Genomic DNA, 14,993 nt, shown 5'->3' on the forward strand with positions numbered 1-14,993 from the left:
GCATGACAGCCGAGCAGGCCCCGCGCCGCAAGCGCATGCCCCGCGCCGAGCGCGAGCGCCAGATGGTGGAAGTGGCCGAGGCGGTCTTCGCCGAACGCGGGTACGTGGCCGCGTCGATGGACGACATCGCCGAACGCGTCGGCGTCTCGAAACCGATGCTCTACGAGTACTTCAACTCGAAGGAAGGCCTGCTGCTGGCGTGCATCGGGCAGGCGCGGGCCGAGCTGCGCGTGGCCACCGAGGAGGCGGTCGCCAAGGCCGCCGACGCCGAAGACGCGCTGCGCCGCGGCCTGCTCGCCTTCTTCACGTTCATCCGCGACCGGCGGCAGTCGTGGTCACTGCTGCGGCACGAGATGGCGCTGATCGGCACACCCGCCGCCGAGGGCATCGAGGCCACGCGGCGTCAGCAGACCGACCTGATCGCCACCCTGATGGCTGGCTACTTCGACGCCGACTCACCCCTGCAGGTGGAAGCTTCAGCCGAATTTGTCGTGGGTGCCTGCGAACGGCTGGCGATCTGGTGTGAACGCCACGACAAAATCACCCCAGAGATGGCTACCGGGTACGCGATGGACCTTTTGTGGGGCGGTTTACACGATCGTGCTATCACTTGAGCCATCAACCAACTACCCAAAGTAGCTTTTTCCCGGTTAGTTGTGACACAGCGTCGCTCGTGCGGTATCGATAGAAGCGCAGGCGGATCTACAATGCCTCGGCACCAGCTTTCCCCGACCAGGGTGTCAGCTGCACGAGAGGGGTGGGGCAGATGGCGGCGACCATCACGGCGACGTACACGCCGGAGAACGACGACTGGACGGTCACCGTCACCGGTCCAGGTGAAACGCTGACCGGCAAGGCACCCGGCATCATCGCCGCGCGTGACCAGGCCGACCAGCTGGCGGAGAAGCTCGCCGGTGGGGCCAAGGCCACCGTGGTGCACCTGCTCAACGGCAGTGCGCTGGAGTTCACGCACGCCTACATGAGCGCTCGCCTGACCCGGCCGGAGGAGGCCGCGGACGAGGCAGCCACCGAAGCCACCGGGGAGGCCGAAGCCGAGTCCGCCGAAGAGGAGCAGGACGAGGACGGCGACGCGGAGTCCGGCAAAACCGAGCTGCAGGAGGCGATCGACGCCGAAGACGGCGGCGTGTTCACCGAGCTCGGCAACGCCATCGGCGCCCAGCGCAAGGAGACCGGCGACGCCGTGGAAGCGACGAAGCCGGTCGCCAGCGCGTGAAGGCCAGCGGTCCGAAGGGCTAGCGGACCAGCTTCCGCAGCAGCAGCGCACCGATCAGCACACCGGCGCCGATCAGCGGGTACTTGATCTTGGGCTCGCTCAGCTTGGCGAGCACGCTGGTCTTCGCGGAGTCCGCGAGCCGCTTGGGGTTGGCCTTGACGCTGAGCTCGTCCAGGGTGGACGCGAGCGCGTCCCTGGCCTTCTCGATCTCACGCTCAATGGTGTCCGGGTCGCGCGCCACGGGTCCTCCTCGCCAGGCAGCCTGTCGCAGGCCCCAACGTTAGATCACCGGGTGTGCGCCCGCCGAGCCGACCCACCGGCCGCGGCGATAAGCTCCCGTGGCGAGCGGGGCCCGTAGCCCAATTGGCAGAGGCACACGGTTTAGGTCCGTGCCAGTGTGAGTTCGAGTCTCACCGGGCCCACTCGATCCCCCACGCGGACGGGCCGTGGTCCTCGCACTCGCCCGCGCTCTGGTTCTCCCTCCGTGCCAGGCGAGCGCCCCTGCCCGTCTGCGTGCCGCGTTATTCGCTGGCAGGCGTGGCCGCCCGTTGCTTACGCTGGCTGCCTGATGACCAGGCGTAGATCGTCCATTTTGGAGTGACATGACCGCTCGGGTGCTGGCCGGCGCACTGCCCCGGCACGCCGGGCGTGCCGTGCGGATCGGCGGCTGGGTGCACCGCGAGCGGCGCCTGAAGTCGGTCACCTTCCTGGTGGTGCGGGACCGGTCCGGGCTGGCGCAGGTGGTTCTGCCGCCGGAACACACCCGGCTCCCCGAGGAAACCGTGGTCGAGGTGCGCGGCCTGGTCACCGCCAGCCCGCAGGCCCCCGGCGGCGTGGAACTCACCGAGCCGGAGATCACCGTGCTGAGCGAACCGGCCGCCGCGCCGCCGTTCGACCTCCACCGGCCGACGCTCACCGCGAGCCTGCCCACGATCCTCGACCACGCACCGGTCGCGCTGCGGCATCCGCGGTTGCGCGCCCGGTTCGAGGTCGCGGCGGCGAGCGTGGCCGGCTTCCGGTCGGTGCTGGACCGGGCCGGGTTCACCGAGATCCACACACCGAAGCTGGTCGGCGCGGCCACCGAATCCGGCGCGAACGTGTTCGCCGTCGACTACTTCGGCCGTCCCGCCTACCTGGCGCAGTCACCGCAGTTGTTCAAGCAGGCCATGGTCGGCGTGTTCGAGCGCGTCCACGAGGTCGGCCCGGTGTTCCGCGCCGAGCCGCACGACACCGCCCGCCACCTCGCCCAGTACACCAGCCTGGACGCGGAACTCGGCTTCGTCGGCGACCACCACGACGTGATGGCGGTGCTGCGCGACGTGCTGGCGGGCATGGTCGCGGCGATCGCCGAGCGCGGTGCGGACGTGGAACTCCCGGTGGTGCCCGCGGAAATCCCGGCCATCCACTTCGCCGACGCGCAAGCCCTGCTCGGGCACCAGCCGGGCGAACCGGACCTCGCGCCCGCCGACGAGCGGCAGCTCTCCGACTGGGCGCGGCGCACGCACGGCTCGGAATTCCTCTTCGTCACCGGGTATCCGATGGCGAAGCGCCCGTTCTACACGCACCCGGACCCCGCGCGGCCCGGCTACTCCCGCAGTTTCGACCTGCTCTTCCGCGGGCTGGAACTGGTCACCGGCGGGCAGCGCCTCCACCGGCACACCGACTACCTCACCGCGCTCGCCGCGCACGGCATCGACCCGGCGCCGTTCGAGGGTTACCTGGCGGCCTTCGCCCACGGCATGCCACCGCACGGCGGCTTCGCCATCGGCCTGGAACGCTGGACGGCGCGCCTGCTGGGGCTGGCCAACGTCCGGGAAGCCACCCTGTTCCCACGCGACCTGCACCGCCTCAGCCCCTGACCCGCGCCGGTCAGGAACGCGGCTGGGTCAGCAGGGTGCGGCCACGCTCCGGGGTGAGGGTGGCCGCGAAGATCGGGTGTGCCAGCAGGACGACCGGCGCGACGTGGTCGGCGGTGCGCGGACGCCACCGCGGTAGTGCGGCGGAAACGGCTGCCCACAAGGCATCCGGGTCGTCGGCGTGGGTGTCGAGGGCGTGCCGGACGAGCGTGTCGAATTCGGGGTTGCCAAAATCCGGCTGGTGCGCCTGGCGATCGAACAGGCGGTGGATCTCCGGCCGGTCGCCGATCAGGGCCGACTTCAGGATCGAGTTGCGCCACGGCATGGTCGTCTGCTCGTGCTCCCGGAACAGCCACGGCAGGAACTCCTCGGTGAACAGCGGGTCGCCGAGGAAGCCTTCCGGCAGGAAGGCCGGGTGCAGCAGCCTGCTCACCAGCGTCGCGGCTTCGTACTGCTGCGTGAACAACAGCAGTTGGGCACGCAGCACGGTGGCCCTGGTCCGGCCGAACTCTTCGGCTTTCGCCAGTGCCGCACCGGCTTCGTCGAGGTTCCCGGCGAGCGCATCGAGCCGGGCGCGCTCGACCTCGGCGTCCCAGTGGTCACGCGTTTCGCCTGGCGGCTGGCGCATCCGGTGGAACTCGGCGTACAGGACCTCCATCAACTCGGCGAACGACTCGAAGCGCGACGGCGGCGCGGCGCGCCACGAGAAAAGGCTGTACGCGGCCCATTCCCCGGCTTCGTTCACGTCGCCCGGGTCGAGGAAAAGAATGCCCGCGTCGGCTTCCAGCGAGATCAGCAGCCCACGGCTGAACCGGTTGTCGTCGGCCGGTCCGGGGTTGTCGGTCTGGTCCTCCCACTCGGCCCAGAACGGCTCGATGTCGCGGAGCCAGCCGAGATTGCCGGTGTCACGCAGCTTCCAGACGAACTGACCGGCCTGCCGCCAGCCATCCGTGGTCAACAGGAATTCCCGGTACGACGGCGGAAACCGGCACCCGAGCCGCACCTCGGCGGCCGCCACGGCGTCCTCGGTCGCGGGCGCGAACCCCAGCCACCGAGCACGCGCGACTTCCGGCTCCAGCTCACCGGGCTCCGCGCTGCGCACCCATTCCTCACTCCACCTGGACAACCACGGCCGCCACTCCATGCGCCCACTATGGCAGCGGTCGCGTGCGCAACGGCACCGCCGGAGGATTCCTAGGGCAGCAGCGCCTCAGGTGAGACAGTGCGCGGCCGGTCGCTCACCTGGCCGTCCCCCAGCTCGATCAGCCGCCACACCCCGTCCTCCCGCAAGGCGAAATCCGCGGTGACAAACGGCAGTCCGAGCCCGCGGAGCACCGCTTCGGCGGCGGTGAGGTCGGCGTCGGGCAGGTCGTCCGGCGTATCCGGATGCGGCCCGGTGACCCGGCGAACGCCGTCGATCCACCACGTGCGCACTTCCGCGGAAACAAAGCGCTCGAACCGGCGCAGCACAAAGCCACCGGCGAAGTCGGAGCCACGCAGTTCCAGGAATCGGCTGGCCACCGACCAAGCCGCGGCCGTGTCGGCGACGTCGGGGATGAACGCGGCTTCGTGCCAGTGGTGCTTCAGGGATTTTGTGTAGTCGCGCAGGACAGCCGGCCCGGAACCGAGTTCACCGCATGCCCGCGCGAACGCCGCCCGATCCGCGCCCTCCGTCCAGACCGCCGACGGCGTGACCGAGGCCAGATCGGCGTACCAGCCGGGGAGTTCGTGGGCACGCCGGTACTGCTCGGCCGTCGTCCGCAGCACCACGCCGCGCCTTCGCAGCGCCGCGTCGAATTCGGCGTACCGCTGGCTGCTCACCATCCAGCCGCGGTAAACCGCCTGCCCCTCACCGTGAACCCGCCGCACGGCCTCGTCGGCCCCACCAGGCCGGGCCAGCGCATCGTGATCGACCAGCGCGACGTCCAGCCCGGCCTCCCGGGCGGCGGTGGCCTCGTCCGCGAAGTGGGCATCGGGGCGACGGGGACGCAGTACGTCCGCTGGGACCAGCAACATCACCCGAGGCATGATGCCCGGCCTCGCCTGGAACCTCCATGGGTTTTGCCATCGGCGTTCCTGGGAGTTTCCTGGGAATCGGGGCTGGTTCGCCCTGGACGGCACCCCGGTTCCCAGCCCGTCGTCACCTGGCGTGGCGACGCTCGCCACCATGACCGACACCATCGAGGCCCGCGGCCTCACCAAGCGCTACGGCGACCGGCTCGCCGTCGACGAGCTCACCTTCACCATTCAACCCGGCCGCGTGACCGGCTTCCTCGGCCCCAACGGCGCCGGCAAGTCCACCACCATGCGGCTCGTGCTCGGGCTGGACGCGCCCACCTCGGGCACGGTCACCGTGCACGGCCGCCCCTACGCCGAACTCCTCCACCCGCTGCACACGGTCGGCGCCCTGCTCGACGCGCGCGCCGTGCATCCCGGGCGCACCGCCGCCCATCACCTGCTCGCCCTCGCCCAGACCGCGGGCATCGGCCGCGCCCGCGTCGACGAGGTGCTCGGGCTCGTCGGCCTCTCCGACGTCGCGGGCAAGCGCGCGGGCACCTTCTCCCTCGGCATGAGCCAGCGCCTCGGCATCGCGGGCGCGCTGCTCGGCGACCCGCCGGTGCTGATGTTCGACGAACCGGTCAACGGCCTCGACCCCGAAGGCATCCGCTGGATCCGCGGCCTCATGCGTGAACTCGCCGCCGAGGGGCGCACGGTACTGGTCTCCAGCCACCTGATGAGCGAGATGGCGCTCACCGCGCAACACCTGCTCGTGCTCGGCCGCGGTCAGCTCATCGCGGACACCGGTATCGACGACTTCCTCCGCCTGCACAGCGAGGAAACCGTGCTCGTGCGCACCGACGAAACCGACCGCATGGCCCGCCTGCTCCGCCGCACCGGCGCCACCTTCGAACTCCGGGACGACGCGCTGCTGGTCCTCGACCGGACCGCCGCCGACCTCGGCAGGCTCGCCGCCGCGGAGGGCATCGCGTTGTCCGAGCTGACCCCGAGCCGCGGCTCGCTGGAGGACGTTTTCATGGCCCTGACCCACGATTCCGTCGAATACGGGGTGCGCGCGTGAACCTCCTCCGTTCCGAATGGACCAAGTTCCGCAGCCTCCGCTCGACCTGGCTGACCGCCGCGGTGACCGTGCTGCTCGGCGTCGGCGTCAGCACACTGGCCTCCTCCGCGAAGGCGAACGCCTACGACCCCGTCGACTGGGACCCCACTGCGACCAGCCTGACCAGCATCATCATGGCGCAGCTGGCGATCGGCGTACTGGGCGTGCTGGTGGTCACCTCCGAGTACGCCACCGGCACGATCCAGCCGAGCGTGGTCGCGGTCCCGGCCCGCGGCAGGCTTCTGGCCGCGAAAGCCGTCGTGTTCGGCGGGGTCGCGTTGGTGCTGAGCCAGGTGATCGGCTTCGCGTCGTTCTTCGCCGGGCAGGCGATGATCGCCGCCGCCGGCGTCCCCCACGCCACGCTCGGGCAGCCCGAAGTACTGCGGGCGGTGCTCGGCAGCGGGCTCTACCTCACTGCGGTCGGCCTGCTCGGCCTCGGGCTGGGCGCCGTGCTGCGCTCGACCGCCGGCGCGATCGGCGTGCTCGTCTCGGCCACCCTGCTCATCCGGCTGGTGGCGCAGATGCTGCCCGAACCGTGGAGCGGCTGGATGGACCGCTTCTGGCCGACGGCCGCCGGGGAGAAGATCGTGAACGTGCTGCCGGTGGCTGGCATGCTGTCGCCGTGGACCGGTTTCGCGCTCCTGTGCGGCTTCGTGGCGGTGATCGGCGCCGCCGGGTACACCGTGCTGCGCACGAGGGACGTGTGAAGCGATGACGGCCGACCTGCTCGTGGTGGAGGACGACCCGACGCTGCGCGAACTGCTCGCGGCGAGCCTCCGGTTCGCCGGGTTCGCGGTGTCCGCCACCGCGAGCGGGGTCGAGGCGCTGCGGATCGCCGCCGAACGGTCACCCGATCTGGTGGTCCTGGACGTGATGCTGCCGGACGTGGACGGCTTCGAGGTGCTGCGCCGACTTCGCGTCGGCGCGGCACCCGGCCGGGACGTGCCGGTGTTGTTCCTGACCGCCCGTGACGCCGGTGAGGACAAGGTCGCCGGGCTGACCGCGGGCGGCGACGACTACGTCACCAAGCCGTTCCGGCTGGAGGAGCTGATCGCCCGCATCCGCGCGATCCTGCGGCGCACCAACGGTTCCCCGCGTGAAGTGCTGACCGCCGGCGATCTCGAACTGGACCCGGTGGCGCGGCTGGTCACCCGGAGCGGCGAGCCCGTTCCGCTGTCCCCCACCGAGTTCACCCTGTTGCGGTTCCTGCTGGAGAACACCGATCGGGTGCTGACGCGCGAGCAGATCCTGCACCACGTGTGGCGGTACGACTTCGGCGGTGACGCCAGCATCGTCGAGTCCTACATCAGCTACCTGCGGCGCAAGGTGGACAACCGCGAACCGAAGCTGATCCACACCGTGCGCGGCGTCGGGTACGTGCTGCGGGCACCGCGGTGAAGCGGCTGTCGCTGCGGGCGCGCCTGGTGCTGATCACGATGGCGCTGCTGGTGGCGGGCATGGTCACCAGCAGCGTCGTGGTGCTGGTGACGTTGCGGAAACCGCTGGTGGAGCGGGTTGATCTGCAGGTGACGGTGGCCGCCGGGGTGCTGGCCGCGTTGCCGCGGGCCACGGTCGCGAACCTGGCGGGCGCCACCACCCGCGACGGACCCGACGAGCTGTACCTCGCCTACCTGACCCCGGACGGGCAGTCGTCGCTGGCGTTGCGCGGGCCCGACGCACCCGAACTGCCCCCGCTCGACCGAGCCGCGGTGCTCGCGCGCGACGGCACGGTGTTCGAGGTGCCCGGCTGGCGGGTGCTGGCCCTGCCCGCCCGCGACGGCGGCAGCGTGGTGGTCGCCGGTGCACTGTCCCAAGTGGACGAAACGGTGGCGCGGGTGCGGCTGGTCTGCGTGCTGGTCGGCGCGGGACTGCTGGTGGTGCTGGCGACGGCGGGCTGGTTCTGGGTGCGGGCCGGACTGCGCCCGCTGCGCCGGATCGAGGAAACCGCCGCCGCCATCGCGGGCGGCGACCTGTCGCGGCGCGTTCCGTTCACCGCCGCCGAAGCCACCGAAGTGGGCAGGCTGACCACCGCGCTGAACGGCATGCTCGCGCAGATCGAGGCCGCGGTCGCCGCGCGCACGCGGTCCGAGGAACGGCTGCGGACCTTTGTCGCCGACGCCAGCCACGAACTGCGCACGCCGCTGGCGGGCATCAGCGGCTTCATCCAGCTGTACCGCATGGGCGGCAGCGAAATCGACGCCACCATGGACCGCATCGAACGCGAGTCGACCCGGCTGACCGGCCTGGTGGACGACCTGCTGCTGCTCGCGCAGCTGGACGAAGGCGGCCTGCGGCTGCGGCGGGCGCCGATGGACCTGCGCTCGCTGGCCGCCGACGCGTGGCACGACCTCCGCGCGCTGGACCCGGCTCGTGAGGTCACGCTCACCGGGCTCGGCGACACCCCGGATCCCGCCCCGGCGCCGGTGCTCGGCGACGAAGCGCGGTTGCGGCAGGTGGTGAGCAACCTGGTGGGCAACGCCGTGGCCCACACGCCGCCGGGTTCCGCGGTGCGCATCGGCGTCGGCACCGAGCACGGCAAGTCCGTGCTGGAGCTGGCGGACAGCGGTCCGGGCCTGTCCCCGGACCAGGTGTCGCTGGTGTTCGACCGGTTCTACCGCGCGGACACCTCGCGGGCCCGCGACCACGGCGGCGGCGCGGGCCTGGGCCTGGCCATCGTCTGGTCGCTGGTAACCGCGCACGACGGCACGGTCACCGTGATCACCGAACCCGGCGCGGGCGCGACGTTCCGGGTCGTGCTCCCGTCCGCTGGCTAAGCTGGAAAGCGATGATCATTCGCCCTGCCACCGCCGCCGATGTGGACGCCGCGGTCACCACCCTGTCCATGGCCTTCGCCGACTACCCGTTCACCAGGCACACCATCGCCGCCGACGACCACGCCGGGCGCCTGGCCCGCTCGCAGCGGCTGTTCCTCACCCGGATCGGCCTGCCCCACGGCCGCGTGTGGGTGAGCGACCACGCCGAAGCCGTCGCCGCGTGGACCACCCCGGACGCGGCCGATCTCGGCCGGGTGTTCGCCGACGTGGCACCCGAACTCGCCGAGCTCGCCGGTGACCGCGCGGAAATCGCGGCCGAGTCCGAAGCCGCGCTGGCCCCGTTCCGGCCGACGGGACCCGCGTGGTTCCTGGGCACGGTCGGCGTCCGGCCGGGCAACCAGGGCCGCGGGCTGGGGCGTGCGGTGATCCAGCCGGGTCTCGACGCCGCGGAAGCCGACGGCGTGCAGGCGTACCTGGAGACCTCGACCGAACGCAACGTCGAGCTGTACCGCAAGCTCGGGTTCGAGGTGGTGGGTGAGGTCGAGCTGCCACGCGGCGGCCCGAAGACCTGGGCGATGCGCCGCGGCTGCTGAGCGGCTCCGGCGCGGCACAATGGACCGGGTGAAAGCCATCGGCGCCGTGCTGCTGACCGGTCTGCTCGTGCTGACCGCCTGCGCCGAGCCGGATCCGGACGAGGGCAAGACGCCGCCGCCGGTGGCCGCGCCGGAGATCGCCCAGCGGCTCGACGAGTACCTGACCAGCATGGCGGATCAGACCCTGGAGGCCGGCGCGCAGGCGTCACCGATCACGCGTAGCCAGGCCCCGTGCGCCGAAAAGGAGGTCAGCTGGGGTGTGGTCCCGCGTGCGGAGCGCACGGTCGAAGCGGGTGCGCGGGTGCGCAAGTACTTCGAGGACCTGACCTCCTGGCTGGCGGGTGCCGACCTGTCCGAATACGAGGACCGCGGCCGCGAAGCGGGCGGTCAGGCGGTCAGCGGGGTGAGCAACGAGGGCGCGCGGCTGGAGGTGCACTGGGACTGGGAAAGCCCGCGGCTCACCCTCCGCGCGACCGGTCCGTGCTCGTGGCCGGCCGACCGTCCCGGCGGGCCTGTCACGGGACAGCTGCCGCCACCGTCGACGCCGCGATGGCCCAGGAAGGCCGTCGGCACCGAGGACGCCGCGGTCTGCACCTCGCCCAAGCGCGTGGTGTTCAATCCGGACGCGCCGCCGTTCGCCGGGCCCGGCCCGCACCTGGTCGCGGTGATCGCCCATGCCGAAAGCCGCGATTTCCGCTACGACGACGTCGTTCTCGACGAGGACTGGTCCCCGCACGAGATCCACGACGAGAGCACTCCCGAGCACGCGAACACGCAGCTGGTCGCGTGTGTCCGGGTCGAACCCACCACCGACACCGGCCGCGATCTCACCTGCCACTACTCGGCCTCGCTGGCCAGCCCGACCAGTTCCCCGATGGACTTCGACCTGTTCGAGGCGAACTACCACGTCACCGTGCGGCAGGCCCGCGACGGCTCGGTGGTCGAGGAGTTCACCCTGCCCGGAACCGTGGGCGACGACCGGAACTGCCTGAGCCAGCTCGACGACTACCACCGGACGCTGACCCTCGGCCTCGACCACCGGGCGTTCGGCGACCGGCTGCGCCCGCTGGCCGAACCGGCCCGCTGACCGAGGCAAATCGCACGCCCGGCCTCTCACTTCGCCGCCCGCCGCCGGTCGCCTGGGTAGCGTGGCGGCGGAAGGGCGAACCAGGGAGGGCACCCATGCGGCGTGGCGGAGCGGTGGCGGAACGAGCGGTACGGGGCTTCAACGCCCGCATGCTGGCGCTGCGCTCGTCCCGGCGGTTCGGGCCGCTGGTGCGCCGGCACCTGACGCTGGTCACCTACACCGGCCGCCGGTCTGGTCGGAAGTTCACCATTCCGGTCGGTTACCAGCAGCGCGGCGACGTGGTGGTGATCGGCGTGCGAATGCCGGACGCGAAGAACTGGTGGCGCAACTTCACCGGCGAGGGCGGGCCGATCACCGTGGAACTCGACGGCGTGGACCGCTCCGGGCACGCGACCGCCCGACGGGACGCGAAGGGCCGCGTCGCCGTCACCGTCCGGCTGACTTGAGCACTCCGGACAGGGCGTCCAGGAAATCGGGCGCGTCGAACATCTTCCCGGCCGAAGCCACGCCGACCGCCCTCGTCTGTCCATTGAGGATTCGCTGCACGGCTTCCACGGCGAGTGGGGCGCTGACCGCGTAGATGTCCTGTCCGCTCACGGAAACGCGGCGTTCGTCGCCGCCGTAGCGCACGAGGACGTCGACGACGAAGGTCTGGTCGGACGGCCCGTCCGCCGGTGGCGCCGAGTCCGAAGTGGACAGATCCGCCGCAGCGTTGGTGGTCATGTAGGTGCGCACTTCCCGGACCGGCAGGTGGCTCGGCACGGTGACGATGTCGGCCATGCTGAACTCGCCGAGCACGGGCCGGGTGCCCAGTGGTTCCGGAAAATCCCAGTCGAGGGTGGGCAGCGCGTCGTCGCGGTACTCGATTTTCCCTCCCGCGTAACGGATTCGCTTGCCACCACGTCGTTCGCGGGAGACCGCGCCCGCCTCGCGGGTGCCTGCCGTCGGGTGCCAGCTGCTCAGCCCGTACGCGACGTGCACCTCGTCGGCGGCCGTCCAGTCGTCCATCGCCGCGGTGACCAGCAGATCACCGAGGCCGCCGTAGAAGGCCATCGCCGGGACGACCGCGATGCCCGCCTCACGAGCGCGATCCGCGTGCCGCGCGAAGGTGTCGAGATTGGCTTCGATCTCGGCGGCCACGTCCACGTACGGGATCCCGGCACGCAACGCCGCTTCGAGCACCGGCCCGGCGGTCACCGCGAACGGCCCGGCGCAGTTGATCACCGCCGCGGCACCGGCCAGCGCCCGGTCGAGCGAAGCCGGGTCGTCCACCGAGGCGGCCCGGGTGTCCAGGCCGGGGAACGCCGCCGCGAGCTTGTCCGCCGAGCGGCCGGACGGCAGCGGCACGAACCCGCGTGCCGCCAGCTCCGCCACCACGAACCGGCCGGTGTGCCCGTAGGCACCAAAAACCACAACTGTTGTCTCCACAGTGGACATCCTGACCGCGGCGGGTCCTCGGCAACAGTGTCCGGAACGACACGACCCGTACAATTCCGGACATGACCACCGTCGCGCTGGCCGCCACCGAGGGCATGCTGCACTTCGAGCTGGGTGTGGCCTGCGAGATCTTCGGTTCCGGGCAGCCGCACTACGACCTGGTCGTCTGCGGGTCGGGGCCGGTGCGCGCCGGGCGCTTCCGGCTGGAGCCGGACCACGGGCTCGACCGGCTGGCACACGCCGACACCGTGCTCGTGCCGGCGCTGGCCGACGTCGACGAGCCGCCGCCCGCCGAGTTGCTGGACGCGGTGCGCGCGGCCCACGACGCGGGCGCGCGGGTCGCGTCGCTGTGCACGGGCGCGTTCGCGCTGGCCGCCGCCGGACTGCTCGACGGGCTGCGCGCCACCACGCACTGGGCGCACACCGACGTGCTCGCCGCCCGGTATCCGCTGGTCGAGGTCGATCCGGACGTGCTCTACGTGGACAACGGCCGCGTGCTCACCTCGGCGGGCAAGGCCGCCGCGGTCGATCTGTGCCTGCACCTGGTCCGCCTCGACCACGGTTCCGCCGTGGCCAACGCGGCCGCGCGCCGCCTGGTGGTGCCGCCGCACCGGGCGGGCGGTCAGGCGCAGTTCGTCACCAGCCCGGTGCCCGCCACCGACGACCACCCGCTCACCGCGTTGCTGCCCTGGGTGACCGAACGGCTCGACCAGCCGCTGACCGTCGAGGACCTGGCGCGGCAGGCGAACCTGAGCAGCCGCCACCTCGGGCGGCAGTTCCGCGCGGCCACCGGGACCACGCCGTTGCAGTGGCTGCTGGTGCAGCGGATCCGGCGGGCGCAGGAACTGCTCGAAACCACCGGCGACAGCATCGACGCCATCGCGTCGGCGGTCGGCATGGGCACCGCGACCACCCTGCGACGCCACTTCAACCGGACGGTCGGCGTGCCGCCGGACGCCTATCGCCGCACCTTCCGGAAGTAGCGGAGGGGGCGGACGGCTTCACAGCCGCCCGCCCCCACCCCCAGTGGGCCGCGGTCACCCGCGCTTGAACTCCTCCCAGGTCACCTTCTTGACCTGGGGACCGTCGTCCTTGCCGTGGTTGGCCAGTCCGTTCCGGCCGAGGTAGTAGTCACCGGCCTGGGCCTGCGCCTGCGGTGACATGTCGGTGTCGCTGATCGCGATGCCGTGGATGTGCGCCACCCAGTCGCCCTGGCTCGGGGTGCGGTGCCATGCGGCGAACCCGACCTCACGCAGGGCCTTCACCGCGGCGTCGACGTTGGACAGGTTCTTCACCGAGATGTCCACGGCGCCGCCGCCGTCGTGCGTGCCGCCGGACGCCCCGACGCCACCCGCGTTGTACGAGCCCTGGGTGATGGTGAAGTTCACCCCGGCCTTCTTCTCCGCGGCCTCGATCATGTCGGCGGTGCGCTTGTTCAGCGTCTGCCCGTCCACCGTGGTCTTCGAGCCCACGTCGATGGGCGCGGTCAGCGTGTAGCGGCCCTTGCCGAGTTCGGCGAGCGAGCCCTTGCCCGGCAGGCCGCTGGCGGCCAGCCCGCTGTGGCCCAGCGACTTCTGGTACTTCTGGTACGCGGTCACCGTGCTGGTGCCGAAGTGCCCGTCCACCTGTTTGCGGTCGAGCAGGTTCTTCGCCGCCAGCGCCTCTTCGACCACCTTGACGCTGTCGCCGGAACCCGGCGTGATCGACTGGTCCGGCTTGTACGGATCCCACATGGCCGCCTTGACCACGGCTTGCATGTTCACCGCCGGCGCGGCGACCGCGGTCTGGCCCGTCGTGCCGATGAGCGCGGCGCCGGAGAGGGCGGTGACCATCGCGGCGGTAACCACCTTGCGCATGTCTGCTCCTTCACTCGATGCTGCTCCGTGCGAACAACGTGTGGTCGACACTGGCCCGGACGGGTGCCCGTCCGGAAGCACCTGGACGCAACGTCTGACGTCAGAACCCGCAGGTTGACAGCGTTTGACAGCGCGCGGACCAGGCCGATCCCGCTGGTCAGCACGGCATTGACGGGGGTGTTCGCGGTATAGTTGCCCGGTCGCGGAGAGTGACAGGAAGTCGCGCCCGGTTTGACACGACCGCGAAGGGAGCGTGCCGAGACTGCAAGCGGAAGAACGGGCACCCGAGCTGGAATCCTTCATGGCCGGGCTGCGGGAGCTGCGGAAGCGCGCCGGGGAACCGTCGTTCCGGAAGATGGCGGCGAAGTCCGGCGCGGTGTCGCACGCGACCCTGCACCTCACGGTCACCGGCCGCCGGTTGCAGCCCTGGGAGACCGTGCGCGAGTTCGTGCGCGCCTGCGACGGTGACGAGGAGGAATGGCACGCCCGGTGGCAGGGGGTGCACCTCGCGCTGTCCGGCGAGCGGACTCCGGCATCGGCCGCGCCCGTGGCCTGGTGGCGGTCGAAGCGGGTGGCGGTACCGCTGGTCGCCGTGCTGGTGGCGGCGGTGGCGGTGGCCGTGGTGGTGCTGCTGCCGCGGGAACAGCAGGCCGCCGCGCCGCCGGGGCCGCCCTACCCCGGCGACTCGAGCCGTTTTGTCGCCGACGTGACCATTCCGGACGACACCGTGGTCAAGCCCGGTGAGCAGTTCGTGAAGGTGTGGGAGATCCAGAACACCGGCACGGTCGAGTGGCGGAACCGGTTCCTGCGGCGGACCGACCTGCCGGTGGCGCCCAACGCGTGCCGCACGCCGGAACGCATCCCGATCAACGACACCGCGCCGCAGCAGCACGTGCAGATCACCGTCACGGTGAGTGCGCCGCCCACCGCGCCGGTGGACTGCCGGGTCTACTGGAAGATGGTCGACGACCAGGACCGCGAGTTCCTGCCGGGACGCCGACCCATCTACTTCTCCGTCCTGGTCCGCCCCTGACCGCC

General features: G+C 71.4%; 17 protein-coding genes and 1 tRNA gene. 13 read left to right on the forward strand and 5 right to left on the reverse strand.

The genetic code is table 11. The annotated features are described in order from the left end of the window. The first annotated feature begins 2 nt into the window (after positions 1-2). Together A4R43_RS21285 and A4R43_RS44040 are read left to right on the forward strand one after the other, a co-directional pair. A complete protein-coding gene (locus tag A4R43_RS21285) occupies positions 3-614 on the forward strand; it encodes a TetR/AcrR family transcriptional regulator (protein WP_113693947.1) in 612 nt (203 codons plus the stop codon). 152 nt (positions 615-766) lie between these two features. Further along, positions 767-1,234 carry a hypothetical protein gene (locus A4R43_RS44040; RefSeq protein ID WP_236809173.1) on the forward strand — a complete coding sequence of 156 codons (468 nt, stop codon included), beginning with the start codon at positions 767-769 and terminating at the stop codon, positions 1,232-1,234. A gap of 19 nt (positions 1,235-1,253) precedes the next feature. Here A4R43_RS44040 and A4R43_RS21295 read toward each other — a convergent pair whose 3' ends face one another. Continuing rightward, positions 1,254-1,475 (reverse strand): DUF3618 domain-containing protein, encoded by a 222-nt coding sequence (locus tag A4R43_RS21295; protein ID WP_113693948.1) that lies wholly within the window; start codon positions 1,473-1,475, stop codon positions 1,254-1,256. Positions 1,476-1,582: 107 nt separating this feature from the next. Between A4R43_RS21295 and A4R43_RS21300 the strand changes: the two genes are divergently transcribed. Together A4R43_RS21300 and aspS are read left to right on the forward strand one after the other, a co-directional pair. After that, positions 1,583-1,656, forward strand: a tRNA-Leu gene (locus A4R43_RS21300). 180 nt (positions 1,657-1,836) lie between these two features. After that, entirely contained in the window at positions 1,837-3,093 is a 1,257-nt protein-coding gene (aspS, locus tag A4R43_RS21305; protein ID WP_113693949.1) for an aspartate--tRNA(Asn) ligase, read from the forward strand. A gap of 10 nt (positions 3,094-3,103) precedes the next feature. Here aspS and A4R43_RS21310 read toward each other — a convergent pair whose 3' ends face one another. After that, the gene (locus A4R43_RS21310) at positions 3,104-4,234 is read right to left on the reverse strand and encodes an SMI1/KNR4 family protein (protein WP_113693950.1); all 1,131 of its coding nucleotides are present in this window, start codon (positions 4,232-4,234) and stop codon (positions 3,104-3,106) included. A 50-nt stretch (positions 4,235-4,284) separates the two neighbouring features. Beyond that, positions 4,285-5,106 carry an ATP-grasp domain-containing protein gene (locus A4R43_RS21315; protein ID WP_162788847.1) on the reverse strand — a complete coding sequence of 274 codons (822 nt, stop codon included), beginning with the start codon at positions 5,104-5,106 and terminating at the stop codon, positions 4,285-4,287. Between the two features lie 151 nt (positions 5,107-5,257). Here A4R43_RS21315 and A4R43_RS21320 point away from each other — a divergent pair, with 151 nt between their 5' ends. From A4R43_RS21320 to A4R43_RS21350, 7 genes are all read left to right on the forward strand, one after another. Beyond that, positions 5,258-6,169: an ABC transporter ATP-binding protein gene (locus tag A4R43_RS21320; protein WP_113697778.1), complete on the forward strand. Its 912-nt coding sequence runs from the start codon at positions 5,258-5,260 to the stop codon at positions 6,167-6,169. Next, entirely contained in the window at positions 6,166-6,915 is a 750-nt protein-coding gene (locus A4R43_RS21325) for an ABC transporter permease (protein ID WP_205215391.1), read from the forward strand. Before A4R43_RS21320 ends, A4R43_RS21325 begins: the two co-directional genes overlap by 4 nt. A gap of 4 nt (positions 6,916-6,919) precedes the next feature. Next, positions 6,920-7,606 carry a response regulator transcription factor gene (locus A4R43_RS21330; protein ID WP_113693953.1) on the forward strand — a complete coding sequence of 229 codons (687 nt, stop codon included), beginning with the start codon at positions 6,920-6,922 and terminating at the stop codon, positions 7,604-7,606. Beyond that, positions 7,603-8,982 carry a sensor histidine kinase gene (locus tag A4R43_RS21335; RefSeq protein WP_162788535.1) on the forward strand — a complete coding sequence of 460 codons (1,380 nt, stop codon included), beginning with the start codon at positions 7,603-7,605 and terminating at the stop codon, positions 8,980-8,982. The genes A4R43_RS21330 and A4R43_RS21335 overlap by 4 nt, the downstream gene beginning before the upstream one ends. A gap of 11 nt (positions 8,983-8,993) precedes the next feature. Then, positions 8,994-9,575, forward strand: coding sequence for a GNAT family N-acetyltransferase (locus A4R43_RS21340; protein ID WP_113693954.1), 582 nt, complete (start codon positions 8,994-8,996; stop codon positions 9,573-9,575). A gap of 28 nt (positions 9,576-9,603) precedes the next feature. Beyond that, positions 9,604-10,662, forward strand: a complete 1,059-nt coding sequence (locus A4R43_RS21345) for a hypothetical protein (protein ID WP_162788536.1) — start codon at positions 9,604-9,606, stop codon at positions 10,660-10,662. Between the two features lie 95 nt (positions 10,663-10,757). Then, entirely contained in the window at positions 10,758-11,108 is a 351-nt protein-coding gene (locus A4R43_RS21350; protein WP_113693956.1) for a hypothetical protein, read from the forward strand. Here A4R43_RS21350 and A4R43_RS21355 read toward each other — a convergent pair. Next, entirely contained in the window at positions 11,089-12,090 is a 1,002-nt protein-coding gene (locus tag A4R43_RS21355) for a saccharopine dehydrogenase family protein (RefSeq protein WP_418190835.1), read from the reverse strand. The genes A4R43_RS21350 and A4R43_RS21355 overlap by 20 nt on opposite strands. A 71-nt stretch (positions 12,091-12,161) precedes the next feature. Between A4R43_RS21355 and A4R43_RS21360 the strand changes: the two genes are divergently transcribed. Then, on the forward strand, positions 12,162-13,082 hold the full coding sequence (locus A4R43_RS21360) for a helix-turn-helix domain-containing protein (RefSeq protein WP_113693958.1): 921 nt from the start codon (positions 12,162-12,164) through the stop codon (positions 13,080-13,082). 54 nt (positions 13,083-13,136) lie between these two features. On the opposite strand, the gene A4R43_RS21365 is transcribed toward A4R43_RS21360, so the two are convergent. Next, positions 13,137-13,955, reverse strand: coding sequence for a peptidoglycan-binding domain-containing protein (locus tag A4R43_RS21365; protein WP_113693959.1), 819 nt, complete (start codon positions 13,953-13,955; stop codon positions 13,137-13,139). Positions 13,956-14,208: 253 nt separating this feature from the next. Here A4R43_RS21365 and A4R43_RS21370 point away from each other — a divergent pair, with 253 nt between their 5' ends. Beyond that, the gene (locus A4R43_RS21370) at positions 14,209-14,988 is read left to right on the forward strand and encodes an NBR1-Ig-like domain-containing protein (protein ID WP_113693960.1); all 780 of its coding nucleotides are present in this window, start codon (positions 14,209-14,211) and stop codon (positions 14,986-14,988) included. Positions 14,989-14,993: the final 5 nt, after the last annotated feature.

The sequence above is a fragment of the Amycolatopsis albispora genome (assembly GCF_003312875.1).
GTDB lineage: Bacteria > Actinomycetota > Actinomycetes > Mycobacteriales > Pseudonocardiaceae > Amycolatopsis > Amycolatopsis albispora.

Excerpts from the sequence above, each read along its gene's own strand:
- A4R43_RS21285 (WP_113693947.1), top strand. The coding sequence starts at position 3 with ATGACAGCCGAGCAGGCCCCGCGCCGCAAGCGCATGCCCCGCGCCGAG.
- A4R43_RS44040 (WP_236809173.1), top strand. The coding sequence starts at position 767 with ATGGCGGCGACCATCACGGCGACGTACACGCCGGAGAACGACGACTGG.
- aspS (WP_113693949.1), top strand. The coding sequence starts at position 1,837 with ATGACCGCTCGGGTGCTGGCCGGCGCACTGCCCCGGCACGCCGGGCGT.
- A4R43_RS21310 (WP_113693950.1), bottom strand. The coding sequence starts at position 4,234 with ATGGAGTGGCGGCCGTGGTTGTCCAGGTGGAGTGAGGAATGGGTGCGC.
- A4R43_RS21315 (WP_162788847.1), bottom strand. The coding sequence starts at position 5,106 with ATGTTGCTGGTCCCAGCGGACGTACTGCGTCCCCGTCGCCCCGATGCC.
- A4R43_RS21320 (WP_113697778.1), top strand. The coding sequence starts at position 5,258 with ATGACCGACACCATCGAGGCCCGCGGCCTCACCAAGCGCTACGGCGAC.
- A4R43_RS21330 (WP_113693953.1), top strand. The coding sequence starts at position 6,920 with ATGACGGCCGACCTGCTCGTGGTGGAGGACGACCCGACGCTGCGCGAA.
- A4R43_RS21340 (WP_113693954.1), top strand. The coding sequence starts at position 8,994 with ATGATCATTCGCCCTGCCACCGCCGCCGATGTGGACGCCGCGGTCACC.
- A4R43_RS21350 (WP_113693956.1), top strand. The coding sequence starts at position 10,758 with ATGCGGCGTGGCGGAGCGGTGGCGGAACGAGCGGTACGGGGCTTCAAC.
- A4R43_RS21360 (WP_113693958.1), top strand. The coding sequence starts at position 12,162 with ATGACCACCGTCGCGCTGGCCGCCACCGAGGGCATGCTGCACTTCGAG.
- A4R43_RS21365 (WP_113693959.1), bottom strand. The coding sequence starts at position 13,955 with ATGCGCAAGGTGGTTACCGCCGCGATGGTCACCGCCCTCTCCGGCGCC.